This window comes from Acinetobacter sp. FDAARGOS_558 (assembly GCF_003937785.1).
In the GTDB taxonomy this organism is placed as follows: domain Bacteria; phylum Pseudomonadota; class Gammaproteobacteria; order Pseudomonadales; family Moraxellaceae; genus Acinetobacter; species Acinetobacter baumannii.
The window spans coordinates 182,588-206,003 of sequence record NZ_RKJH01000001.1; the positions used below are offsets into that span (position 1 = coordinate 182,588).

The following is a 23,416-nucleotide window of genomic DNA, read 5'->3' on the forward strand; positions in this document are numbered from 1 at the left end:
AATTGCTTCACTCTATCTATTTTAAATATCACTATAAATAATTTTTGAGCTGCTTATTTATTCTCAAACTTAAGAAACTTATAAATCCACAAATTGCCATAATGAGTGTCATGGCTAGTGAAGAGTCTGGGCGATAAAGTAATACTGTAAAATAACTGGCTAAGGCACCGAAGCCAAATTGGAAAGATACCGCGAGTCCGGAAACTGTACCTGCTGCTTGAGAAAAAATATTTAATAAATTTGCGATTGCATTTGCTCCAATAGCTCCTGTTACTCCTACAAACATGAGTAATCCAATGATGAGATAAAAGGGATGGTGAAAATTTAATAAGCTAATTAGTAATAAATAAAAACCTGAAATACAGGCGACTAACGTAAATGCCTTAAGAAGTTTGTAAGATGAGTATTTTCTTAAAAAATAAGTGTTTAAAATCGTGAATATAATAATTCCAGTAATATTAAATCCGAATAAAAATGCATACTGTAATTGGCTAAAGCCTATTTGATCTACAAATATAAATGAAGATGCTGTGATATATGCAAACATTCCGGCAAATGTTCCGCTTAAAGCAAAAATAAAACTCCATGCTCTGCTATCTTTAATTACTGCAATATAATTTTTTATAAAATGAGGTCTGCTATTTTTTGGGAATTCATTTGGAATACTAAGAAAAACACCTAATAAAATACTTGCCGAAAACAGGGATAAAAGTTTAAAAATCGCATTCCAACCAAAATATTGTGTTAACAGACCACCTAGAGTTGGGGCAATAAGAGTGGCAATCATGGTAATGATATGCATTAAAGACAAGACTTTGGGGATATGATTCTGTTCAAATAAATCTTTGACCAAAGCCCTCGAAATGACAGAGGCGCTAGCCCCGCCAAGAGCCTGTAAAAAACGGAAAAGAGTCAATTGCTCAACCGATTCAGATAAGGTACAGCCTATGGAGGCAAAGATATAAATCGAAATACCTATAATTAGTATTTTCTTTCGACCATATATATCCGATAAAGGCCCATAAAATAGCATGCCAATACTAAAACCAACCAAAAACACCGTAATGGTTTTTTGAATCTGCTGGGCAGAACTCGCTAAATCTACAGACATTTGGGGAAGGCTTGAGAGATACATGTCAATTGATAGGGGACCGAATGCAACTAAAGCTCCCAACAGTCCGATTAATGCATAATTTTTCGATTTCATATTAATTACTGTTGAATATGCTGATTACGAAAATCTGATGGACGAATTCCTGCATGTCTTTGGAAGAAACGACTAAAATATGCTGGATCTTTAAAACCAAGCTGATAACAAATTTCGTTGATTGAGTCATCTGTGAAAATTAATAGCCTTTTAGCTTCTTGCATTTGACGATCAAAGATAAGTTTTTTAGAAGAAATATCAGCTAAACGTTTGCAAATTTCATTCAGTCTAGCTTCTGTAATTGCCAAGTGGCTTGCGTACTGGGCTAATGACCAATGTTCCATAAAATGGTCTTCAATCAATTCATTAAATTTTCTAAAAATAGATAATTCATTCTTACAGTTTTTCACACGCAGTGGAGCAGCATTGCTGAGCCGTAATACATTGAGAAAAATTAGATTGATCAAGCTTTTTAGAGCTAAGTCCTTACCATCCCGATTTGCCTCGAATTCCAGTTTGAGCTGATATAAATATCTTTCAATTTGGTCCATACTTTGCTGGAGCATGGGTTCTAAATTATTTCTTTGTAAACAAATTGGGATAAAATTTTGTATTTGAAAACCATCTTCTAAGAGCGACCAAATAATATTTTGCTGTACCGTGAGTACATGGCCTTCGCAGTTAGGATCGGTAATAAATGAATGAGCAACAGAAGGTGGGGTAAAAAAGAAAACAGGTGCCTGACATACATATTTCACGTCATCTAGAAAAATTCGGACAGTGCCTTTAGTTAAAAAATGTATTTGAAAAAAACGGTCATGCCGATGTGCTGGCATTTGCATTCCAAAAAACAGAGCAAGCTTGCTTAGTGCTTCATAATGAATTTCAGCATCCGCATAGCGTTGGTCATAGACCTCACCCATCTTTAAATTAGGAATCATTCCATTTTTCATACTATTAGTTCCTTGGAAAGTATGCTTTTTAAGAATACATGAAAAAACACTTGAAATTAGTTAACATATTAACTATAAAGTTAACATATTAACTAATTGTTAGAAAGTCTATTTCCGATGAAACAGAAGAAATATGGAGTAAGTACCTGATGGATCACTCAAAAGAGATCAAATTGGATGGTAATATTTTTGGTATTGCTTTGAATTATAAGTGTTTATATCAAACACTCCAAAAAAGTTTTAATGAAAAACCCTATGTAAAAGAGCCGGTTAAACCTGTTTTATTTATTAAAACGCCAAATACTCGAAATAGTAATGGTGGGGTGGTTGTAAAACCGCAGCATGAAACTTTACAAGCTGGTCCTGCGCTAGGTGTGGTTATTGGGAAAAGTACCAGTCGAGTAAAGGAAAGTGAAGCTGCTGACTATATTGCGGGTTATGTCGTTATCAATGAATTTAGCCTTCCTGAAGATAGTTATTATCGACCAGCAATCAAAGCGAAATGCCGTGACGGTTTTTGCGCTATAGGTCCTGTCGTAGCGAAAGATCAAGTACAAAATGTCAATGCATTAACCCTGCGCGTGTATGTGAACAATGAAGTTGTACAGGAAGGGACAACTGCAAATTGGGTTCGCACACCGGAACAGCTTATTCAGGAAATTAGTGAATATATGACGCTCAATGAAGGGGATATTCTTTTGACAGGTACCCCACTGGGCCGAGCTGATCTTCATGATGGAGATACCGTTACTGTTGAAATTGAACAAATCGGCAAAGTCACAAACACTGTTCAGGAACAGGGAGCATAGTTATGAAGACAGCTAAAATTAAATATGAAGGACAAATTTTTGATGTTCAGGTAAATGATGACTTAAGCGTTAAGTTACCTTCTGGCCAAACTCTTAAGGAAGAGCAAGTTGAATGGTTACCACCTGCAAATGGCACCATGTTTGCACTTGGTTTGAACTATGCAGATCACGCACGTGAACTGGCTTTTGAGCCACCAAAAGAACCGTTGATTTTTATTAAAGCCAATAATACTTATATAGGGCATAACAAACAAACCTGGCGTCCAGACCATGTTGAATATATGCATTATGAGTGTGAGCTTGTTGCTGTAATTGGTAAGACTGCCAAAAATGTAAAACGTGAAAATGCCTTGGAATATGTACAAGGCTATACCTTATGCAATGACTACGCGATTCGAGATTATCTGGAAAATTATTACCGTCCAAACTTACGCGTTAAAAACCGTCAGGCAACCACACCTGTTGGACCATACATTATCGACCGTGCACAAGTTCCTGAGCCAAATAACCTTGTATTGAAAACATGGGTTAATGGAGAACTTCGTCAAGAAGGCACTACAGCAGACATGATTTTTAATGTGCCATTCCTCATTGAGTACATCTCATCATTTATGACCTTACAACCAGGTGACATGATCGCAACTGGAACACCAGAAGGCTTATCTGATGTGGTTCCGGGAGATGAAGTTGTCGTTGAAATTGAAGGTATAGGCAAGCTACGGAACTATATCGTTTCAGAAACTGAATTTTTTAATACTGTGAAATAAAGGAATTTTCCATGATTAAGCATTGGATTGATGGTAAAGAAGTCGCTAGTGACGAGACATTTACAAACTATAACCCAGCTACTAACCAAGCCATTGGTGAAGTAGCAAGTGGCAGCCAAAGAGAAATTGATTTAGCAGTTGCTGCTGCGAAAAAAGCATTTCCAAAGTGGTCCAAAACACCAGCAAAAGAACGTGCACGACTAATGCGTCGTTTAGGCGAACTCATCGATCAAAATGTCGGAAAAATCGCAGAGCTAGAAACTTTAGATACAGGCCTGCCGATACATCAGACGAAAAATGTTTTAATTCCACGTGCATCACACAACTTCAATTTCTTTGCTGAAGTGTGTACCCGCATGGATGGCCATACATATCCGGTTGATGACCAAATGCTGAACTATACGTTACACCAACCCGTAGGTGTATGTGCACTAGTTTCACCTTGGAATGTACCGTTTATGACGGCGACATGGAAAACAGCACCATGTCTAGCTTTGGGTAATACTGCGGTATTAAAAATGTCGGAGTTATCACCTCTAACCGCGAATGAACTTGGGCGTTTAGCTTTAGAAGCTGGTATTCCAGAAGGTGTGTTCAACGTAGTTCAGGGTTATGGAGCAAATGCTGGGGATGCACTGGTAAAACATCCTGACATTCGTGCAATTTCATTTACCGGTGGTACTGCTACTGGTCGTAAAATCATGGCCAATGCAGGTTTGAAAAAATATTCAATGGAACTTGGTGGCAAATCTCCAGTTGTTATTTTTGCTGACGCCGATTTAGAACGTGCTTTAGATGCAGCATTGTTTACGATCTTCTCGTTAAATGGTGAACGTTGCACTGCAGGTAGTCGTATCTTTATTCAAGAATCTGTATACGATGAATTTGTAGCTGAGTTTGCACGCCGTGCAAAAAATATCATTGTTGGAGATCCTCAAGATCCAAATACCCAAGTCGGCTCAATGATTACCCAAGCGCATTACAACAAAGTCACGGGCTACATCAAAATCGGGATTGAAGAAGGTGCAAATCTAGTTGCAGGTGGTTTAGAGCGCCCAGCAAACTTACCTGAGCATTTAAAAAATGGTCAATTCATTCAGCCAACAGTATTTGCCGATGTTGATAACCGTATGCGTATTGCCCAAGAAGAAATCTTTGGGCCAGTGGTGTGCTTGTTAAAATTCAAAGATGAAGCAGAAGCATTACGTCTTGCAAATGATGTTGAATATGGATTGGCTTCATATATCTGGACTCAAGATATTGGTAAGGCACATCGCCTTGCGGCAGGTATTGAGTCTGGCATGGTCTTTATTAATAGCCAAAACGTACGTGATTTACGTCAGCCATTTGGTGGCGTGAAGGCATCCGGTACAGGCCGTGAAGGTGGCGAATACAGTTTTGAAGTATTTACAGAAGTTAAAAATGTTTGTATTTCAATGGGTTCACATCATATTCCGCGTTGGGGCGTGTAATTTATAAATATAGTTTAGGGAAGAAATATTATGGGTAAGTTAGTGCTTGCAGCAAAAATTACACATGTTCCATCTATGTATTTGTCTGAACTACCTGGTCCTCACCAAGGTTGCCGCCAAGCAGCTATTGATGGGCATAAGGAAATTGGGCAGCGTTGTCGTGATTTGGATGTAGATACTATTGTTGTGTTCGATAGCCACTGGTTAGTGAATAGTGCGTTTCACATTAACTGTGGTGAACATTTCAAAGGAATTTACACCAGTAATGAACTTCCACATTTTATTAAAGATATGGAATTTGAATATGATGGCAACCCGGTTTTAGGCCAGTTGATGCAAGAGGAAATTGCAAAAACAGGCGTCCGTGTTCAGGCGCATAACATTAAAAGTCTCGAGCTGGAATATGGCACTTTAGTCCCGATGCGTTATATGAATCAAGACCGTCGTTTTAAAGTGGTTTCAGTCTCAGCTTTCTGTACATCTCATTCATTACAAGATAGCCGTAAATTCGGTGAAGGTCTTATCAAAGCAATTGAACGTTACGATGGCAATGTTGCAATTTTCGCCAGTGGCTCACTATCACATCGCTTCATTTGGGATTGGGAAGCGCAACGTGGAATGGATACCTATACACGTGAATGGGATCGTCAAGTCGATAAACATGTCGTGAAAATGTGGGAAAACGCTGAATGGGCAGAGTTTTGCGCAATGTTGCCAGAATATGCCGAGTATTGTTTCGGTGAGGGTGGTATGCATGATACAGCAATGCTTTTAGGCGCTTTAGGCTGGGATAAATATAACCAACCTGCTGAAATTATTACACCAGCTTTTCCTAGTTCAGGAACAGGGCAAATTAATGCAATTTTTCCATTAATGCCCAATACATAATCAAGGAGTGAAAGATGCCACACTTTATTGCTGAGTACAGTGCCAACCTTGAAAACTCTGTAGATTTTCAGGACTTGTTTAAAACCGTAAATGACTTTTTAGGAAATACAGGTGTCTTTCCTTTAGGTGGAATACGCAGCCGTGCTATTCGTCTAGAGAAATATCGTGTAGCAGATGGCCAGCATGACTATGCATTTGTACACATGAGTTTAAAAGTAGGAGCAGGGCGTGATTTAGAAACCAGACAAAAAGTTGCTATTGAACTCTTTGGCCTGATTGAACAATTTTTCCAACCTTTGAAAGAGCAGCGACTTTTGGCAATTTCATTTGAAATGACAGAACTTGATCCCGTTCTTAATTTTAAATCGAACAATATCCATCAGTTTTTAAAAAATCAGGCTTGAGGCAGGGAAGTCGTATGTTAGATAAAGCCAAAATTCAAGAGTTAGCAATTCAACTCGATGAAGCTGAAAAAACTGGTCAGCAAATACGCCAGTTTTCACTGCAATATCCTGAGATTACCATTGATGATGCATATGCCATTCAAAAAGCATGGGTAGAGCATAAAATTGCTGAAGGGCGAAAATTAGTTGGTCATAAAATTGGGCTCACTTCACGTGCCATGCAGGTTTCTTCAAATATTACAGAACCTGATTATGGGGCATTGCTAGATGATATGGTATTTGAAGAAGGCTCAGATATTCCAATGTCACGTTTTATTGTGCCTCGTGTTGAAGTTGAATTAGCCTTTATTTTAGACAAACCGTTATCTGGACCAAACTGCACTATTTTCGATGTACTGGATGCGACTCGTTACGTGATCCCGACGATTGAAATCATTGATGCACGTTTACACAATGTTGATCCGGAAACTCAAATCACCCGTAAAGTTTTTGACACCATTTCAGATAATGCTGCCAATGCTGGCATTGTTATGGGTGGACGACCAATCAAACCGAATGATCTCGACTTACGCCGGGTTTCAGCAGTTTTATACCGTAATGGCGTCATTGAAGAGTCCGGTGTTGCAGCGGCCGTACTTAATCATCCGGCAAAAGGTGTTGCTTGGCTTGCCAATAAACTGCATCCACATGGTGTTACATTGCAGCCAGGACAAATTATTTTGGGTGGCTCATTTACCCGTCCTGTAGCAGCTCGTGCAGGTGATACATTCCATATTGATTATGATCAACTTGGTTCAATTGCTTTTCGCTTTGTATAAAGGAGCATGATCATGGTGAATACGGTCAATTACTTTAAACAAAAGCTTAAAACCGAGCAACAGATAGGCATGTGGGTGGGCTTAGCTGATGGTTACTGTGCAGAAATTGCGGCAAATGCTGGCTATGACTGGTTGCTCATTGACGGAGAGCATGCTCCGAATGATGTGCGCAGTATTTTAGCCCAACTACAAAGTATCGCAGCTTATCCAAGCCAAGCGGTCGTGCGGCCGGTTTCAGGTGATGTACCGCTTATTAAGCAATTACTAGATATTGGTGCACAAACTCTACTTATTCCAATGGTTGAATCTGCTGAACAGGCTGAATTGATGGTGAAAGCAACCCGTTATCCACCAGAAGGGATCCGAGGAGTTGGAGCTGCGCTTGCTAGAGCTTCACGTTGGAATAATATTTCAGACTATTTACAAACTGCGGATGAACAAATCTGTCTTTTGGTTCAAGTTGAATCTAAAAAAGGCTTAGATAATCTTGATGAAATATTAAATGTTGATGGTGTTGATGGCATCTTTATTGGCCCCGCGGACTTGTCGGCAGCGCTTGGCTATCGAGGTAATCCGGGTCATGAATTTGTCCAAAATATTATTGTACAGACCATTCAGAAAATCCGAGCAGCAGGCAAGGCGGCTGGCATTTTATCTGCTGATGAAAAACTGGCAAAACAATATCTTGAACTTGGGACTGAATTTGTTGCTGTTGGAGTAGACACCAGCTTACTCATGAAATCGATGAAGCAACTGCTCTCAAAATTCAAAAATGTTGATGGACCAGTATCGACATCACCAAGTGTCTATTAAAGGAATAAAGAATCATGCAATTAAAAGATACATCATTATTAAAACAACAGGTTTTTATTAATGGTGAATGGCTGGCGGCTGCAGATCAACAAACATTTACTGTTACAAACCCTGCCACTGGTGAAACTATTGCCAATGTTGCTTCCGCAACAGAACAGCAGGTAGAACATGCAGTCAAAGCAGCTGAACAGGCTTTGGTTACATGGAAGCTGACTACAGCAAAAGAGCGATCACTTTTGTTAAAAAAATGGTATCAGTTGATTATTGAAAATCAGGAAGATCTTGCAATATTACTTAGCCTTGAACAAGGTAAACCATTGACTGAAAGCCGTGGGGAAATTCTCTATGGTGCAAGTTTTATTGAGTGGTTCGCTGAAGAAGCCAAACGTGCATATGGCGATATCATTCCCCATGATAAGCAAGGTCGGCGTTTAGTTGTTATCCGCCAACCTGTAGGTGTTGTAGCAGCCATTACCCCTTGGAATTTCCCCAATGCCATGATTACTCGTAAGGTTGGTCCAGCTTTAGCTGCTGGTTGTACGGTAATTATAAAGCCGGCATCGGAAACGCCACTATCAGCATTTGCCCTAGCTGTATTGGCTGAGCGTGCAGGTATTCCTAAAGGTGTTATTAATGTGGTGACTGGTAGTGCACGAATGATTGGTGCAGTACTGACTAAACACCCATCAGTACGGAAAGTATCTTTTACTGGTTCTACTCAAATTGGCAAGTTGTTGATGGAACAATGCTCTTCAACAATGAAAAAAGTCAGTATGGAACTTGGTGGTAATGCACCATTTATTGTGTTTGAAGATGCTGATCTTGATCGTACAGTGGAAGGTGCGATTGCATCTAAATTCCGCAATAGTGGACAAACATGTGTATGCACCAACCGCTTATTAGTTCAGGCTTCTGTTTACGACGTATTTATTGAAAAATTAAGCATTGCAGTTGCAAAACTCAAAGTGGCACCAGCTTTCGAAAATGGAGCAGAACAGGGGCCTCTCATCAATGAAAAGGCGGTTGAAAAAATTCAAGAACATATTTTAGATGCCACTTCGAAAGGTGCAAAAATTATTTATGGTGGGCATCGACACGCTTTAGGCCAGACTTTTTTTGAACCGACAGTTTTAGCCAATGTAACTACTGACATGCTAGTTGCTAATGATGAAACCTTTGGGCCTTTAGCACCAGTATTTAAATTTGAAACAGAAGAGCAAGCCATTGCTATGGCCAATGATACTGAGTTTGGATTAGCTTCCTATATTTATACACAAAATCTAAGCCGAGCTTGGCGAGTGGGCGAGGCATTGGAATATGGTATGGTTGGAGTTAATGAAGGTATTATCTCAACTGAAGTTGCTCCTTTTGGTGGTATCAAAGAGTCTAGTACGGGTCGAGAAGGGTCAAAATATGGTTTAGAAGACTATCAAGAACTCAAATATATGTGTATGGGAATTTAATCCTAACAGATTTAAAAAAATCACGTGTATTATGCCAGAATTGTTAATATATTAATAATTCTGGTAATCAAAATATTTTTTAGACACAGCAATATTATTAATTAAATAGTTAACATATTAACTATTTGAAATAAAATTATAGCAATAAGATTTCATCATGCAAGGAGTAAGCAATGAATGACACGATAACGGCTATTGAAAAGGAAAATTTAAGTGCGGAAGAAAGAAAAGTTGCTTTCGCTACAATTATCGGCACAACAGTCGAATGGTATGATTTTTTCATTTATGCGGCAGCCGCTGGATTAATTTTTAAAGATCTTTTCTTTACACCTGCTGGTAGCTCTTTAGGGACCATACTTACCTTTGCAACAGTTGGATTAAGTTTTCTGTTTCGTCCATTAGGCGCTTTTTTAGCAGGCTATTTGGGGGATCGTTATGGCCGTCGTTTTGTGCTTGTGATGACGTTAGTTCTGATGGGACTAGCAACCACAAGTATTGGTTTGCTGCCAACTTATGAGTCTATCGGTATTTGGGCGCCCATTTTATTACTCATTTTAAGGATATTACAGGGGCTAGCCGCAGGTGGTGAGTGGGGTGGAGCTGTATTAATGGCGGTAGAACATGCACCTTCACATAAAAGAGGACGTTTTGGAGCATTTCCCCAAATAGGTGTACCTTTGGGCCTTATTTTAGCCTCAGTTATGTTTGCGCTAATGACAGGGGTTATCTCTCCTGGAGATGCATTTATAGAATGGGGTTGGCGAATTCCTTTTTTATTTAGTATCGTTTTATTATTTGTAGGGCATTGGATACGACGTACGGTTGAAGAAAGCCCAGTTTTCGAAGAAATAAAACAACGTAAAAGTACCTCGGCTACCCCTATTCGTGATCTATTTAAAAATCATGCTCTTCTCGTTATTTTAGCTGCTCTTGTTTTTGCAGGTAATAGTGCGTGTGGTTACATGACTACTGGCGGCTTTATTCAAAATTATGCAACAAATCCCGAAGGACCTCTAGCTTTATCAAGAACCCCTATTTTAATCAGTGTAACCTTGGCATCTGTCGTGTGGTTAATTTCAACATGGTTTTCAGGCTTTTTGTCTGACAGTATTGGCCGAAAGAAAACATATATTGTGGGATGGGGTGTTCAATTCATTGCTGTTCTAACTTTATTTCCATTAGTTAATACAGCTTCAATCCCATTAATCGCTCTAGCTTTATGTTTTCTTGCATTGGGAATTGGCCTGACTTACGGTGTGCAGTCTGCTTTTTATTCTGAACTTTTCCCTGCTTCTATCCGGTTTTCAGGAATTTCAATTTCATATGCACTTGGTGCAATTTTAGGAGGCGCATTTGCCCCGATGATTGGAGCTTGGCTTATTGATATCACTGGATCAACATTAGCCGTTACGGCTTATTTATCATTAATGACTTGTATTGCTTTTCTTTCAACCGTCTCTTTAAAAGACCGAACAGGTATACCTTTAGGACCGGATTATGAAAAGGAACAATCAAAATCTCCTGTGATATGGCATCACGATAAATAAAAAACAATGAATATTAAAAAATAAGCATCAATTTCTATTGGTGCTTTATTTGTTTGGCCATAAGAAAAATAAAGGATAGATATTCTTCTTTTGAAACTATGAAAAGTACAGTTTTAACTTTTAAAAGTGCATTAATCATTGAGGTGAATTTCTTAATAATGGCTTTAAGAGTATCAAACATCGTATGTAGACAATGAAGTCTATAGTGGAATGATTTTTAATTGAATGGAAACAATATTATGGAAAATACAGTTTTAAATCTGGATTCTGATGTGATTCATGCTTGCGAAGCAATCTTTCAGCCAATACGACTTGTATACACTCACGCTCAAACGCCAGATGTTTCTGGAGTTTCAATGCTTGAGAAAATTCAACAAATTTTACCTCAAATTGCAAAAAATGCAGAAAGTGCCGAGCAATTACGCCGTGTACCTGATGAAAATATAAAACTTCTTAAAGAAATTGGACTACACCGAGCGTTCCAACCAAAGGTTTATGGCGGTCTAGAAATGAGCTTGCCGGGTTTTGCCAACTGTATTGTGACTTTAGCAGGCGCATGTGCGGGAACGGCTTGGGCATTTAGTCTTCTTTGTACTCATAGCCATCAAATTGCGATGTTTAGTAAACAGTTGCAAGATGAAATCTGGTTAAAAGATCCGGATGCAACCGCAAGTAGTTCTATTGCTCCTTTTGGTAAGGTAGAAGAAGTTGACGGTGGAATTATTTTAAACGGTGATTATGGCTGGAGTAGCGGTTGTGATCATGCTGAATATGCCATTGTCGGTTTTAACCGTTTTGATGCTGATGGCAATAAGATTTATAGTTTTGGTGTGATTCCGCGTAGTGACTACGAAATTGTAGATAACTGGTATGCACAAGCGATTAAAAGTAGTGGCTCAAAAATGCTAAAGCTTGTGAATGTATTTATCCCTGAATACCGCATTTCCAAAGCTAAAGATATGATGGAAGGAAAGTCGGCTGGTTTTGGTTTATATCCTGATTCAAAAATTTTTTACACACCATACCGTCCTTACTTCGCAAGTGGTTTTTCTGCAGTGAGTTTAGGTATCGCAGAACGTATGATCGAAGCCTTTAAAGAAAAACAACGAAATCGTGTTCGTGCTTATACAGGTGCTAATGTAGGTTTGGCTACACCTGCATTAATGCGTATTGCAGAATCGACACATCAAGTTGCTGCTGCACGCGCATTACTTGAAAAAACATGGGAAGACCATCGTATTCACGGATTAAATCATCAATATCCAAATAAGGAAACACTGGCTTTTTGGCGAACAAATCAGGCGTATGCTGTCAAAATGTGTATTGAAGCTGTTGATCGTTTAATGGCTGCTGCTGGTGCAACAAGTTTTATGGACAACAGTGAACTACAACGTCTCTTCCGTGATGCTCATATGACTGGTGCTCATGCATACACAGATTATGACGTATGTGCACAAATTCTGGGGCGTGAATTAATGGGTATGGAACCAGACCCAACCATGGTTTAAGTGCAGGGATAAAGGAATATGAACGCAATGAATCAATTAAATACAGCTATTGTAGAAAAAGAAGTGATTGACCCTATGGCGTTTCGCCGTGCTTTAGGTAATTTCGCAACAGGTGTTACCATTATGACTGCTCAAACTTCATCGGGTGAGCGTGTAGGTGTAACAGCAAATAGTTTTAATTCGGTTTCACTAGATCCAGCTTTAGTTTTATGGAGTATTGATAAAAAATCTTCTAGTTATCGGATTTTCGAAGAAGCCACCCATTTTGGTGTGAATATTTTATCTGCTGCTCAAATTGAATTATCTAATCGATTTGCACGCCGAAGCGAAGATAAATTTGCAAATATTGATTTTGACTTAGGTGTGGGCAACATACCACTTTTCAAAAACTGTTCTGCAGCTTTTGAATGTGAGCGGTATAATATTGTCGAAGGCGGTGACCATTGGATTATTATTGGTCGTGTAGTGAAGTTCCATGATCATGGACGTTCTCCACTTTTATATCACCAAGGTGCATATTCGGCAGTATTACCTCATCCAAGCCTGAATATGAAGTCTGAAACGGCTGAAGGTGTATTCCCAGGACGTTTATATGACAATATGTACTATTTGCTAACTCAGGCTGTACGTGCTTATCAAAACGATTATCAACCTAAACAATTAGCAAGTGGTTTTCGTACAAGTGAAGCACGTTTATTACTAGTTTTAGAAAGCAAAACAGCTTCTAGTAAGTGCGATTTGCAACGTGAAGTAGCAATGCCAATTCGTGAAATTGAAGAAGCGACTAAAATTTTATCTGAAAAAGGTTTATTAATTGATAACGGTCAACACTATGAGTTAACTGAACAAGGTAATGCATGTGCGCATATGCTGTATAAAATTGCAGAAAGCCACCAAGAAGAAGTCTTTGCAAAATATACGGTTGATGAGCGCAAGCTGTTTAAAAATATGCTCAAGGATCTGATTGGTATTTAAAAACAAAAAAACTTACTAAAATGAAGGGGTGACACCCTTCATTTTTTATTGAATTATTATTTTAGTTTTTTAATCATGAATTCAGATGACCGCTACTGGACAACGATTTAACACTACTTGAAAATAAGTTAATATATTCACAAACTTGTCTTTTTGGAACAGAATGAAACCCATCCGTCCATCTTTAACATTAGCGCTATTGGAAGCTCGTGAAGCAATCATGTCTCATTTTCGTCCAGCACTCAATGAGGTAGGATTGACTGAACAACAATGGCGTATTATCCGAATTTTATATCAATATGAAGAACTAGAGAGTAATCAATTAGCAGAACTGGCGTGTATTTTAAAACCAAGCTTAACCGGAATTTTAAACCGGATGGTTGAGCAAAAACTGATTCAAAAGCGTAAAGATTATGATGACCAAAGAATTAGTTTAATTAGTCTTACTGAAAGTGGCCTTGAATGTTTTAAAACTCAAGCAGTGAAAATGGAAGCTTCTTATCAAAAAATCCAAGAACAATATGGTGAAGAGAAGATGAAACATTTATTGGAACTATTAAAGGATCTTTCAAAAATTAAGTTGAATTAAAGCAAGAGATTAGTTTAGCTTTTTTATAAAGATGAATATCAATAAAAAAGAGACCAACTTGTGGTCTCTTTTTATTTTTTAGATCGTGTTTCTAGTCATCTCACCATTCACCAATCTTAAAATTTGCAACGGGTTGCTGTCTTTTAAGGCTTCCGGCAATAAACTCTGTGGATAGTTCTGGTAACACACAGGGCGCAAGTAACGGTCAATGGCCAAGGTTCCAACTGAAGTACCTCGTGCATCTGAAGTGGCTGGGTATGGCCCACCATGTACCATCGCATCACACACCTCAACACCTGTTGGGTAGCCATTTATAAGTAATCGACCGGCTTTCTCTTCTAATACAGGAACCACATCTGCAAACTCGGTTAAGTCAGCTTCATCGGCAATTAAAGTCGCTGTCAGTTGTCCATTCATGCTTTGTAAGGCCTGAATGAGTTGGGCTTTATCTTCAACTTCAATGATGACCGTGGTTGGCCCAAAGATTTCTTCTTGTAAAAGCTGATCACCTGCCAGCAATAATTCAACATCAGCTTTAAACAGTTGTGGCTGCGCCTGATTGCCTTGTTGAGTTTGGCCTGCCAAATGCTTAATACCTTGATGCTCGGTTAAGTGCTCAAGACCAGCGGTATAGCTTTTTAAGGTGCCAGCATTGAGCATGGTTTGTGCAGGCTTAGCCCCCATAATTTCAGTCAGGTTGTTAATGAGCTGACTAAATTCAGCTGATTTAATACCTAAAATTAAACCCGGATTGGTACAGAACTGACCACAGCCTAAAACCACTGAATCAGCCAAGTCCTGTGCAATTTTGTCACCACGGTTTTTTAAGGCTTCGGGCAACATCAACATCGGGTTAATACTGCTCATTTCAGCAAACACCGGAATCGGTTGTGGACGGGCTGCCGCCATATCACATAAAGCACGACCCCCACGTAATGAACCGGTAAAACCAACTGCCTGAATTAAAGGATGCTTAACCAGTGGTTCACCCACGCCATTACCGTAGATCATGTTAAATGTACCTTTTGGCATATTTGATTTTTCTACGGCACGCTCAATAGCCTGCGCTACAAAGTCTGCTGTCGCCATATGCCCACTATGGGCTTTTACTACCACCGAACATCCAGCCGCCAGTGCCGAAGCAGTGTCACCACCCGCAGTTGAGAATGCTAAAGGAAAGTTACTTGCCCCAAAGACTGCAACAGGGCCTACACCGATTTTAACCTGGCGCAGGTCTGGGCGAGGTAAAGGCTGGCGCTCAAGCAAAGCGGTATCAATACGGGCACCTAAAAAATCACCACGGCGCAGCACTTTGGCAAATAAACGCATTTGCCCACTGGTCCGGGCACGTTCACCTTGTAAGCGTGCAAGTGGCAAAGCGGTTTCCTGTGACACAATTTCAAGAAAATCTGTACCTAAAGCATCGAGTTCATCTGCAATGTTTTCTAAAAAAACAGCACGCTGTTCAGGAGACGTATGGCGGTAAGTCTTAAACGCTTGACTGGCTGCTTCACAGGCCTGATTCACTTCTTGCTCGGTTGCATGGTGAAACTCATAAGGCAAAGTTTCACCAGTCGTAGCATGAATGCTTTTTAATAAGGTTGTGCTTTGTGCGCTGCGTGAACCGCCAATAAAGTTGTGTCCGATAATGGTCATAACAAATATCCTGCAATTAATGAGAGTGTCTTGGAAGGTTGTCTTGGTTTACGACTCGCATATATAAAGTTGCGGGTTCCAAACAACCACCAGTAGATAATTGACCTACCATGTTGCGATACATTTCTTGCCAAGGTGTTTGAGATGGAGATACCGTCGGTTTCCATTCACGGCGGCGTTGTTCTAACTCTTCGTCAGAAATGAGCACGTTGACAGAACGTTTATTTAAATCAATACGTAAACGGTCATTGGTTTTTAATAAAGCAATGCCGCCGCCTACAGCCGCTTCGGGTGACATATTGAGAATAGATGGGCTGGCAGAAGTTCCACTTTGGCGACCATCTCCTAAGCAAGGCAGTGAATTAATCCCTTTTTTAATTAACTCTGCTGGTGGAGCCATATTGACGACTTCAGCACTGCCCGGATAACCCACTGTACCTGCGCCACGAATGACTAAAATACAATGTTCATCAATGTTTAAGGCAGGGTCATTGATACGTGCGTGATAGTCTTCGGGACCTTCAAAAACGATTGCACGTGCTTCGAAACTATTTTCATTGTTTGGATCTGATAAATAGGTTTTTTTAAATGCTTCGCCCACTACAGACATTTTCATAATGGCACTGTCAAAAAAATTGCCGCTGAGCACAATGAAACCGGCACCATGTTTAAGAGGTTGTTCATAAGGGAAAATGACATCTGCATTTGAGGTTTTTGCATTTTTGGCAATTTCCCCAATTGTTTTACCGCTAACCGATGCACAATCTTCGTGTAATACACCAGCTTTTTGTAATTCGTGTAAAACGGCAGGAACACCACCCGCACGGTGGAAACCTTCACCCAAATATTTACCCGCCGGCATACAGTTCACAATCAGCGGAATGTTTTCACCCACACGTTGCCAGTCTTCTAAACTCAGCTCAATACCCATATGACGGGCAATTGCAATGAGGTGAGGAGGACAGTTACTCGATGCACCTAAAGCTGAGGCTACTGCAATTGCATTTTCAAAAGATTGTTTGGTCATAATTTTAGAAGGACGTAAATCTTCTAAAACCATTTCACATATTCTTTTGCCGGTCATATAGGCCATTTGCCCACGTTCACGATATGGTGCCGGAATACTTGCACATGTTGGTAAAGACATACCCAACGCTTCTGCTAAAGCATTCATGGAAAGTGCAGTGCCCATGGTGTTGCAATGCCCGACTGAAGGTGAAGCAGAGGTGGTCATTTCCATGAACCCTTCATAGTCAATTTCACCAGTCGCAAGTAAATTACGCGCATGCCAAAGCACAGTGCCGGAGCCAATTAATTCACCTTTAAAATGGCCATCTAGCATTGGCCCACCAGACAACACAATTGCAGGTATATCTGTTGTGGCTGCTGCCATTAAACATGCAGGAGTAGTTTTGTCACAACCAGTGGTCAGCACTACACCATCAAGCGGATAACCATGCAAGATTTCAACCAAACCTAAATAGGCCAAGTTGCGGTCAAGTGCAGCAGTTGGACGACGGGTTTGTTCTGCAATCGGGTGGACGGGGAATTCCATTGGAATACCACCCGCGTCTCGAATACCCGCTTTAACGCGTTCAGCAAGTTCTTTGTGATGACGGTTACATGGGGTCAAATCACTACCGGTTTGTGCAATTCCAATAATCGGGCGACCTGATTGTAACTCGGCACGGGTTAAACCATAGTTCATGTAGCGCTCAACATATAAAGCGGTCATGTCGGCATGTTCAGGATCATCAAACCATTCTTGGCTACGTAAAAAAATCCGTTTATTTTGATCATTCATTTTTTGATCCTTTCACTCATACTTTTTGAAATTTAGTTTATTTACGGGATGAATCTTGCAATTCAACCGATCGATAATACGTGAAAATTATAGTAATTCACGCTGCTTCAAATTACGCATCAAAGCATTTATTCCAAAATTCCACGGTGTTGCTTTATCACTGGTCATAACCGTGTTGTACAAAGTACCAAGTTTAGGTGAATGAATACGGACGACATCTCCGACTTTATGGGTAAAGCCAGCCCCAGCTTGTTCTCGATCTTGAGTCGGTGCAAATAAAGTACCCAAGAACAAAACAAAACCGTCTGGATATTGATGGTTTTCATTAAGAGTTTGTTGAATTAAATCTTCAGGATCTCGGCTAATTTGCGACATAGAACTTACCCCATTTAACACAAAGTTATCTGTACCTTGAATTTGCAGTTCAACATCGCAAGTACGAATATCATTTAAAGTAAAAGTATGGTCAAAAAGGCGAATAAATGGGCCAATCGCACAAGATGCATTGTTATCTTTCGCTTTACTCAACAGTAAAGCGCTACGTCCTTCAAAGTCCCGTAAATTCACATCGTTACCTAAAGTCGCGCCTAAAATTTTACCTTGGCTGTTGGCAACTAATACGACTTCCGGCTCTGGATTATTCCACTCAGACTTTGGGTGAATACCAATATTTTGTCCTGTGCCTACAGCTGCTAAAACAGGGGCTTTAGTAAAAATCTCGGCATCTGTACCAATACCCACCTCAAGATATTGAGACCACATTTTTTGTTCGATTAAATATTCTTTGAGTTGTAGCGCTTTTTCAGAACCGGGTTCGATTGTTTTTAAATTATCACCGATTACGCCTTGTACAACTTCACGAATCGATTGAGCTTTTTGTGCATCGCCACCGGCTTGCTCTTCAATCACTCGTTCTAACATGCTTGCAGCAAAGGTAACACCTGCCGCTTTAATCACTTGTAAATCAATTGGGGCTAAAAAATATGCCTTGTTTTTATCTGGCTCGGCGACAGTATTGGCAAATAATTCATCAATTGAACCAACTTGTCTTCCTTCAATTTCAGATAAAGCTTTTAAAGGATCAGTGCTTTCAAGTAACTCGGAAATAGTATGAAATTTTTCCGAGATATCAAAAACTTGATTGCCTCTTAAAATAATAGGGGATGGACCCGAAATTTGACTTGGAATCCACGCACGGCCAATTAAGCATCCTTGAGTTGCATCATCTGGTAATGAGTTCTGGGAATTTAACGTAAAGTTCATTTAAAGCTTCCTTCTTTTATTTGAAATCATGATATGTTTCTTATTTAATAAACACCAATCGTAATAATTTAATTATTAATAACCAGTGGTTATCAAAAAGGAATTTTAAAAATGGCAGATTTGACTTACTCAAGTTTAAATAACTGGCTTAAATTCAAGCACTTGGTTTTGTTAGAGACGTTAGCTCGAACCAATAACATGCATTTGGCTGCCGAGCAGATGAATTTAAGTCAACCTGCCGTAAGTAAAATGCTAAAGGAAATTGAGGGCCTTCTTGGGTTTCAGGTCTTTGAGCGTTTGCCCCGAAATATGCCCGTAACGGCATTGGGTGAACATGTTATTCGTTATGCCCAGCGTGTTTTGAATGACGCAAAGCATTTTGTCGAAGACATCGAGATTTTACGGTTGGGTGGACATGGATTTTTAAAAGTAGGGGGAATATTTGCAGCAACCGCCGTGGTAATTCCAAACTCAATTATCGAAATTAAGAAACAATGGCCGCTACTTTCTATCGATGTTGTTGAACAGACCAGTGACCATTTAATGGAAATGTTGAGTGAACATACTCTAGATTTAGCCATAGGTCGCTTTACCGATGTGACGCAAAGTCAGTTTTTCGATTTCCAGCCGTTAGGCCCTGAACCCTTCTGTATTGTTGTCAATAATGCGCACCCATGTGCCCAGAAAAAGTTTTGTACATTAGAAGAATTATTAAAATGGCCGTGGGTACTTTATCCTAAAGGCACACCGATTCGAGAGCGTATGGAAGGTGCATTTGCCCGAGCTAAAGTCAAAATTCCTTTAAATACGGTAAATACCATGTCGATGCAGACCTTTTTACAGATCTTAAAAGGGGCACCTATGGTGGGCATGTTGCCAGAAGCAATGGTGATTGATCAGGTGAAAGAAGGACAACTACAGATTTTAGAAACAGACCTGATTTTAGATGCCCAAGATTATGGAATTTTGACACGTAAAGATGAACCAGTGTCTGATATAGCCGCAGCATTTATTAATATTTTACTTAAAAATGCAAAACGTAAGTAAAGTCCTCAGCCTCAAGTCATAGAAGACTTGGGGCTTTTAAATTAAAAGAAAGCCTATTTAATTTAGTCAAAGTTTCATCATAAAACTGATATTAAAAAGTTATCAATATTTAGAAATTATTCATTGGAAATTATTGCAGGGACTCCTTATCGTTTAATTCATGATGATTAAAAATCTTTAAGTGAATAAGAATTAGGAAAGGATCCCTGTATGAATGTGTTAATTACTGGTGGCACGGGTTTTATTGGAAAGCAAATCGCCAAAGAGATTTTAAAAACCGGAAGCCTGACTTTAGACGGTAAACAAGCTAAGCCCATCGATAAAATTATTTTGTTTGATGCGTTTGCTGGTGATGATTTACCGCAAGACCCAAAAATTGAAGTGGTGATTGGCGATATTACCGACAAAACCATAGTGGCAAATATTACAGAAAAAATTGATGTTGTTTGGCACTTAGCCGCCGTGGTGAGTTCGGCAGCAGAGGCCGATTTTGACTTGGGAATGGATGTAAACCTTTATGGCCTTTTAAATTTATTAGAAGAATTAAGAAAAAAACAAACCACGCCTCGAGTCATTTTTGCGAGTGGCTGCGCTGTATTTGGTGGTCAATTACCAGAAGTTGTAACAGATGATACGGTGGTTACACCAAAGTCCTCTTACGGTATGCAAAAAGCAGTAGGAGAATTGCTCGTTTCAGATTATTCACGTAAAGGCTTTATTGATGGCCGTGTTTTAAGATTACCGACTATTGTGGTTCGTCCGGGTAAGCCTAATAAAGCCGCATCTACATTTTTTAGCTCAATTATCCGCGAGCCTTTAAAAGGTGAAACGGCAGTTTGTCCAGTCCCGCCAGATACTCCGGTTTTTATTACTTCACCACGACGTTGTGTTGAGTCAATGATTAAGGCTGCATCAGTTTCTTCAGATGCACTCCAAGATAACCGAATTATTCCTTTACCGGGATTGACCGTTACCGTTAAGCAAATGCTTGAGGCTCTTGAAAAAGTTGCTGGTAAACAAGCAACTGATTTAGTGCAGTGGCAAGAAGATAAAACGATTCAAAGGATTGTTCAAAGTTGGCCGGTTCAAGTGAAAGCTGAATATGCCGAATCTTTAGGTTTCCAAGCAGATGAGAATTTTGAAAGCATCATTCAGGCACATATAGAAGATACCCAAAATTAATGGCAGTGATCGCCAATTCATGTGAGAGTTATTATGGAAGATATCAAAAATGTCACTGCTCTCGAAGAGCAGACAATTAAGCGTATTTCGAGTCGAATCATCCCGTTTCTTATTATTTTATTCATTATGGCCTTTCTAGACAGAACCAATATTGGTTTTGCTGCGCTACATATGAATGATGCAATTGGAATTACCCAAACTATTTTTGGCTTAGGTGCGGGTGTATTTTTCTTGGGTTACTTTATTGCAGAAGTACCGAGCAATGTTTTACTTCATCGGTTTGGTGCACGGATCTGGATTGCCCGAATCATGATTACTTGGGGAATTATTGCCGGGCTTATGGGGTTTATCCATAGTGGGACTCAATTTATTATTTTACGGTTTTTACTGGGTATTGCAGAAGCGGGTTTCTTTCCGGGGGTTATTTTTTATTTAACCTTATGGTTTCCTACTAAATATCGTGCCCGTGTCTTCGCGACCTTCTATTTAGGGTTACCAATTGCCCAAATTATTGGAGCGCCAATTTCGGTCGGTCTTATGCAATGGGGCAATACCATTGGCTATGAAGGCTGGCGTTTAATGTATATTTTAGAAGGGATTCCTTCCATTATTTTAGGACTGGTTTGCCTAAAATATTTAACCAATAACCCAAAAGAAGCACAATGGTTAACAGCTGAGCAGCGCCAATGGCTCATGAATACGCTGGAGCGTGAAGAACGAGAAAAACAGCAATCTGCCGATGCTGCTTTAACAAAAGGTGAACTCATTAAACAAGTGTTTAAAAATCCTTTAGTGTGGATTATGGCAATTGTCTATTTTGGAATTACTTCCGGTTCAAATGCAATGTTCTTCTTCTTACCAAGTGTTTTAGAGTCATTCCGTAACACATTTGGTATGCAGATTAGCCTTATTCAAAATGGTTTACTTACAGCAATTCCATATGCATTTGCGGCAGTTGGTATGGTTTTATGGAGCCGCCGTTCTGACCGTAAACAAGAACGTTATAAACACGGTGCTTGTGCTGCACTTATGGCGGCGTTAGCCATTGCGATTGCACTTATTGTGAATCAGCCTTGGGCAATTATTGTGGGCTTTATTCTGCTCGCGATTGGTGTATTTAGTGCAATTAACATTTTCTGGACTATCCCTGGGCAAACTTTAACAGGAGTGGGCGCCGCAGCCGGTATTGGCTTAATTAACTCTGTAGGTAATTTAAGTGGTTTTACTGGTCCATATTTAACTGGCTATTTATATACCACCACGGGCACCTATACAGTAGCGTTCCTTGCTATTGCAGGATTTGTCGCCATGGGCGGTTTAGGGTTACTGCTTTTGGCAAAGTTAAAGTCTGATAGCCTAAAAGTAGAACAACAGCGACTTAAAGTGCGGACTGCTACGGAGATGAAATAATGGCTCGGATTGGTTTTGTTGGAACTGGCATTATGGGAATGCCAATGGCCATGAACTTATTAAAAGCTGGTCATCAAGTTAAGGTCTGGAATCGAACTTCATCTAAAGCAGAAAGTTTAAAAGAGGCGGGTGTATATGTTTGTAGTGAACTTGAACAAGTCGGAAAAGATGTAGAGTTTCTGATTTGTATGCTCAGTGATGGAAAAACCTGTAATGAAATTTTATTTCAAGAACGTGGTGCAATCTCACAGCTAAAACCCGAAAGCACGGTCATAGTGATGAGTTCGATACCTGTTGAAGTTGCAAAAACACAAAGTGAAAAATGTAAAGAAAGAGGACTTAGATATTTAGATGCACCTGTTTCTGGCGGTGAAAAAGGTGCTCAAAATGCAAGTCTGGCAATTATGGTTGGCGGCGATGCTCAAACATTTTCACATGCTGAACATGTTCTATCTGCCATGGGGCGACCAGTTTTAGTCGGAGATGCCGGCTGTGGAATGTTGGCAAAACTCGTCAATCAAATGATAGTCGCAACTACCATTGCAACTGTAAGCGAGGGCTTATTGCTTGCCAGTAAAGCTGGAGCTGATCCTATTAAGCTCAAACAAGCACTCACAGGAGGTTTTGCAGATTCTCCAATTTTACAGCAACATGGCGAACGTATGTTAAATCGAGATTTTAAACCAGGAGGCACTGCTCGAAATCAGCATAAAGATATTCATACAGCCGTTAGCTATGCAAAATCGCTTGAATTGAATTTACCCGTCGCCCAACAAGTGAGTCAGTTATTTGAAAATATGCTTGCTGCCGGAGATGGTGAGTTGGATCATTCTGGTTTAATTCGTGAACTTGAGCGAATGAATCCAGTGTGATGTTACTTTGATTTTAAATTTAGCGGTAT

The 23,416-nt window shown here is 39.7% G+C and carries 21 protein-coding genes; 16 read left to right on the forward strand and 5 right to left on the reverse strand.

Annotation, left to right across the window (positions count from 1 at the left end; genetic code table 11):
• Positions 1–31: 31 nt before the first annotated feature.
• Complete coding sequence (locus EGT34_RS00865) at positions 32–1,207, reverse strand: multidrug effflux MFS transporter (RefSeq protein WP_024433906.1); 1,176 nt, start codon at positions 1,205–1,207, stop codon at positions 32–34.
• A 5-nt stretch (positions 1,208–1,212) separates the two neighbouring features.
• Positions 1,213–2,100 (reverse strand): 4-hydroxyphenylacetate catabolism regulatory protein HpaA, encoded by an 888-nt coding sequence (gene hpaA, locus EGT34_RS00870; protein WP_024437592.1) that lies wholly within the window; start codon positions 2,098–2,100, stop codon positions 1,213–1,215.
• Positions 2,101–2,249: 149 nt separating this feature from the next.
• Here hpaA and EGT34_RS00875 point away from each other — a divergent pair, with 149 nt between their 5' ends.
• The 12 genes from EGT34_RS00875 (at position 2,250) to hpaR (ending at position 14,153) form a co-directional block, all read left to right on the forward strand.
• Complete coding sequence (locus EGT34_RS00875; protein ID WP_005123999.1) at positions 2,250–2,909, forward strand: fumarylacetoacetate hydrolase family protein; 660 nt, start codon at positions 2,250–2,252, stop codon at positions 2,907–2,909.
• Between the two features lie 2 nt (positions 2,910–2,911).
• Positions 2,912–3,676, forward strand: coding sequence for a fumarylacetoacetate hydrolase family protein (locus EGT34_RS00880; protein ID WP_002047484.1), 765 nt, complete (start codon positions 2,912–2,914; stop codon positions 3,674–3,676).
• Positions 3,677–3,687: 11 nt separating this feature from the next.
• Positions 3,688–5,148, forward strand: a complete 1,461-nt coding sequence (gene hpaE, locus EGT34_RS00885; RefSeq protein WP_002047228.1) for a 5-carboxymethyl-2-hydroxymuconate semialdehyde dehydrogenase — start codon at positions 3,688–3,690, stop codon at positions 5,146–5,148.
• 30 nt (positions 5,149–5,178) lie between these two features.
• Positions 5,179–6,036: a 3,4-dihydroxyphenylacetate 2,3-dioxygenase gene (gene hpaD / locus EGT34_RS00890; RefSeq protein WP_002047303.1), complete on the forward strand. Its 858-nt coding sequence runs from the start codon at positions 5,179–5,181 to the stop codon at positions 6,034–6,036.
• Positions 6,037–6,050: 14 nt separating this feature from the next.
• Positions 6,051–6,440 (forward strand): 5-carboxymethyl-2-hydroxymuconate Delta-isomerase, encoded by a 390-nt coding sequence (locus EGT34_RS00895; RefSeq protein WP_023896685.1) that lies wholly within the window; start codon positions 6,051–6,053, stop codon positions 6,438–6,440.
• Between the two features lie 14 nt (positions 6,441–6,454).
• Complete coding sequence (gene hpaH / locus EGT34_RS00900) at positions 6,455–7,258, forward strand: 2-oxo-hept-4-ene-1,7-dioate hydratase (RefSeq protein ID WP_002047348.1); 804 nt, start codon at positions 6,455–6,457, stop codon at positions 7,256–7,258.
• 12 nt (positions 7,259–7,270) lie between these two features.
• On the forward strand, positions 7,271–8,071 hold the full coding sequence (hpaI, locus tag EGT34_RS00905) for a 4-hydroxy-2-oxoheptanedioate aldolase (protein WP_002047249.1): 801 nt from the start codon (positions 7,271–7,273) through the stop codon (positions 8,069–8,071).
• 14 nt (positions 8,072–8,085) lie between these two features.
• Complete coding sequence (locus tag EGT34_RS00910; protein WP_024437590.1) at positions 8,086–9,534, forward strand: NAD-dependent succinate-semialdehyde dehydrogenase; 1,449 nt, start codon at positions 8,086–8,088, stop codon at positions 9,532–9,534.
• 173 nt (positions 9,535–9,707) lie between these two features.
• Positions 9,708–11,081 (forward strand): MFS transporter, encoded by a 1,374-nt coding sequence (locus EGT34_RS00915; RefSeq protein WP_024437589.1) that lies wholly within the window; start codon positions 9,708–9,710, stop codon positions 11,079–11,081.
• A gap of 239 nt (positions 11,082–11,320) precedes the next feature.
• Entirely contained in the window at positions 11,321–12,589 is a 1,269-nt protein-coding gene (locus tag EGT34_RS00920) for a p-hydroxyphenylacetate 3-hydroxylase oxygenase component (RefSeq protein WP_024437588.1), read from the forward strand.
• 27 nt (positions 12,590–12,616) lie between these two features.
• Positions 12,617–13,564 (forward strand): p-hydroxyphenylacetate 3-hydroxylase reductase component, encoded by a 948-nt coding sequence (locus tag EGT34_RS00925; RefSeq protein WP_024433913.1) that lies wholly within the window; start codon positions 12,617–12,619, stop codon positions 13,562–13,564.
• 163 nt (positions 13,565–13,727) lie between these two features.
• Positions 13,728–14,153, forward strand: coding sequence for a homoprotocatechuate degradation operon regulator HpaR (hpaR, locus tag EGT34_RS00930; protein ID WP_017816809.1), 426 nt, complete (start codon positions 13,728–13,730; stop codon positions 14,151–14,153).
• 78 nt (positions 14,154–14,231) lie between these two features.
• Here the strand turns inward: hpaR and EGT34_RS00935 are convergent, their stop codons facing one another.
• The 3 genes from EGT34_RS00935 to EGT34_RS00945 all read right to left on the reverse strand — a co-directional run bounded on the left by EGT34_RS00935 (position 14,232) and on the right by EGT34_RS00945 (position 18,876).
• Entirely contained in the window at positions 14,232–15,809 is a 1,578-nt protein-coding gene (locus tag EGT34_RS00935) for an aldehyde dehydrogenase (NADP(+)) (protein ID WP_024437587.1), read from the reverse strand.
• A 16-nt stretch (positions 15,810–15,825) separates the two neighbouring features.
• Positions 15,826–17,613, reverse strand: a complete 1,788-nt coding sequence (locus EGT34_RS00940; RefSeq protein WP_016140942.1) for an IlvD/Edd family dehydratase — start codon at positions 17,611–17,613, stop codon at positions 15,826–15,828.
• 87 nt (positions 17,614–17,700) lie between these two features.
• On the reverse strand, positions 17,701–18,876 hold the full coding sequence (locus EGT34_RS00945) for a fumarylacetoacetate hydrolase family protein (RefSeq protein WP_024437586.1): 1,176 nt from the start codon (positions 18,874–18,876) through the stop codon (positions 17,701–17,703).
• A 111-nt stretch (positions 18,877–18,987) separates the two neighbouring features.
• On the opposite strand from EGT34_RS00945, the gene EGT34_RS00950 reads away from it, so the two are divergent.
• The 4 genes from EGT34_RS00950 (at position 18,988) to EGT34_RS00965 (ending at position 23,387) form a co-directional block, all read left to right on the forward strand.
• Positions 18,988–19,923 (forward strand): LysR family transcriptional regulator, encoded by a 936-nt coding sequence (locus tag EGT34_RS00950; protein WP_000774594.1) that lies wholly within the window; start codon positions 18,988–18,990, stop codon positions 19,921–19,923.
• Positions 19,924–20,133: 210 nt separating this feature from the next.
• The gene (denD, locus tag EGT34_RS00955) at positions 20,134–21,105 is read left to right on the forward strand and encodes a D-erythronate dehydrogenase (RefSeq protein WP_024437585.1); all 972 of its coding nucleotides are present in this window, start codon (positions 20,134–20,136) and stop codon (positions 21,103–21,105) included.
• A 33-nt stretch (positions 21,106–21,138) separates the two neighbouring features.
• Entirely contained in the window at positions 21,139–22,515 is a 1,377-nt protein-coding gene (locus EGT34_RS00960) for an MFS transporter (RefSeq protein WP_024437584.1), read from the forward strand.
• Positions 22,515–23,387, forward strand: a complete 873-nt coding sequence (locus tag EGT34_RS00965) for an NAD(P)-dependent oxidoreductase (protein ID WP_024437583.1) — start codon at positions 22,515–22,517, stop codon at positions 23,385–23,387. Before EGT34_RS00960 ends, EGT34_RS00965 begins: the two co-directional genes overlap by 1 nt.
• Positions 23,388–23,416 lie beyond the last annotated feature (29 nt).

Excerpts from the sequence above, each read along its gene's own strand:
- EGT34_RS00865 (WP_024433906.1), bottom strand. The coding sequence starts at position 1,207 with ATGAAATCGAAAAATTATGCATTAATCGGACTGTTGGGAGCTTTAGTT.
- hpaA (WP_024437592.1), bottom strand. The coding sequence starts at position 2,100 with ATGAAAAATGGAATGATTCCTAATTTAAAGATGGGTGAGGTCTATGAC.
- EGT34_RS00875 (WP_005123999.1), top strand. The coding sequence starts at position 2,250 with ATGGATCACTCAAAAGAGATCAAATTGGATGGTAATATTTTTGGTATT.
- EGT34_RS00880 (WP_002047484.1), top strand. The coding sequence starts at position 2,912 with ATGAAGACAGCTAAAATTAAATATGAAGGACAAATTTTTGATGTTCAG.
- hpaE (WP_002047228.1), top strand. The coding sequence starts at position 3,688 with ATGATTAAGCATTGGATTGATGGTAAAGAAGTCGCTAGTGACGAGACA.
- hpaD (WP_002047303.1), top strand. The coding sequence starts at position 5,179 with ATGGGTAAGTTAGTGCTTGCAGCAAAAATTACACATGTTCCATCTATG.
- EGT34_RS00895 (WP_023896685.1), top strand. The coding sequence starts at position 6,051 with ATGCCACACTTTATTGCTGAGTACAGTGCCAACCTTGAAAACTCTGTA.
- hpaH (WP_002047348.1), top strand. The coding sequence starts at position 6,455 with ATGTTAGATAAAGCCAAAATTCAAGAGTTAGCAATTCAACTCGATGAA.
- hpaI (WP_002047249.1), top strand. The coding sequence starts at position 7,271 with ATGGTGAATACGGTCAATTACTTTAAACAAAAGCTTAAAACCGAGCAA.
- EGT34_RS00910 (WP_024437590.1), top strand. The coding sequence starts at position 8,086 with ATGCAATTAAAAGATACATCATTATTAAAACAACAGGTTTTTATTAAT.
- EGT34_RS00915 (WP_024437589.1), top strand. The coding sequence starts at position 9,708 with ATGAATGACACGATAACGGCTATTGAAAAGGAAAATTTAAGTGCGGAA.
- EGT34_RS00920 (WP_024437588.1), top strand. The coding sequence starts at position 11,321 with ATGGAAAATACAGTTTTAAATCTGGATTCTGATGTGATTCATGCTTGC.
- EGT34_RS00925 (WP_024433913.1), top strand. The coding sequence starts at position 12,617 with ATGAATCAATTAAATACAGCTATTGTAGAAAAAGAAGTGATTGACCCT.
- hpaR (WP_017816809.1), top strand. The coding sequence starts at position 13,728 with ATGAAACCCATCCGTCCATCTTTAACATTAGCGCTATTGGAAGCTCGT.
- EGT34_RS00935 (WP_024437587.1), bottom strand. The coding sequence starts at position 15,809 with ATGACCATTATCGGACACAACTTTATTGGCGGTTCACGCAGCGCACAA.
- EGT34_RS00940 (WP_016140942.1), bottom strand. The coding sequence starts at position 17,613 with ATGAATGATCAAAATAAACGGATTTTTTTACGTAGCCAAGAATGGTTT.
- EGT34_RS00945 (WP_024437586.1), bottom strand. The coding sequence starts at position 18,876 with ATGAACTTTACGTTAAATTCCCAGAACTCATTACCAGATGATGCAACT.
- EGT34_RS00950 (WP_000774594.1), top strand. The coding sequence starts at position 18,988 with ATGGCAGATTTGACTTACTCAAGTTTAAATAACTGGCTTAAATTCAAG.
- denD (WP_024437585.1), top strand. The coding sequence starts at position 20,134 with ATGAATGTGTTAATTACTGGTGGCACGGGTTTTATTGGAAAGCAAATC.
- EGT34_RS00960 (WP_024437584.1), top strand. The coding sequence starts at position 21,139 with ATGGAAGATATCAAAAATGTCACTGCTCTCGAAGAGCAGACAATTAAG.
- EGT34_RS00965 (WP_024437583.1), top strand. The coding sequence starts at position 22,515 with ATGGCTCGGATTGGTTTTGTTGGAACTGGCATTATGGGAATGCCAATG.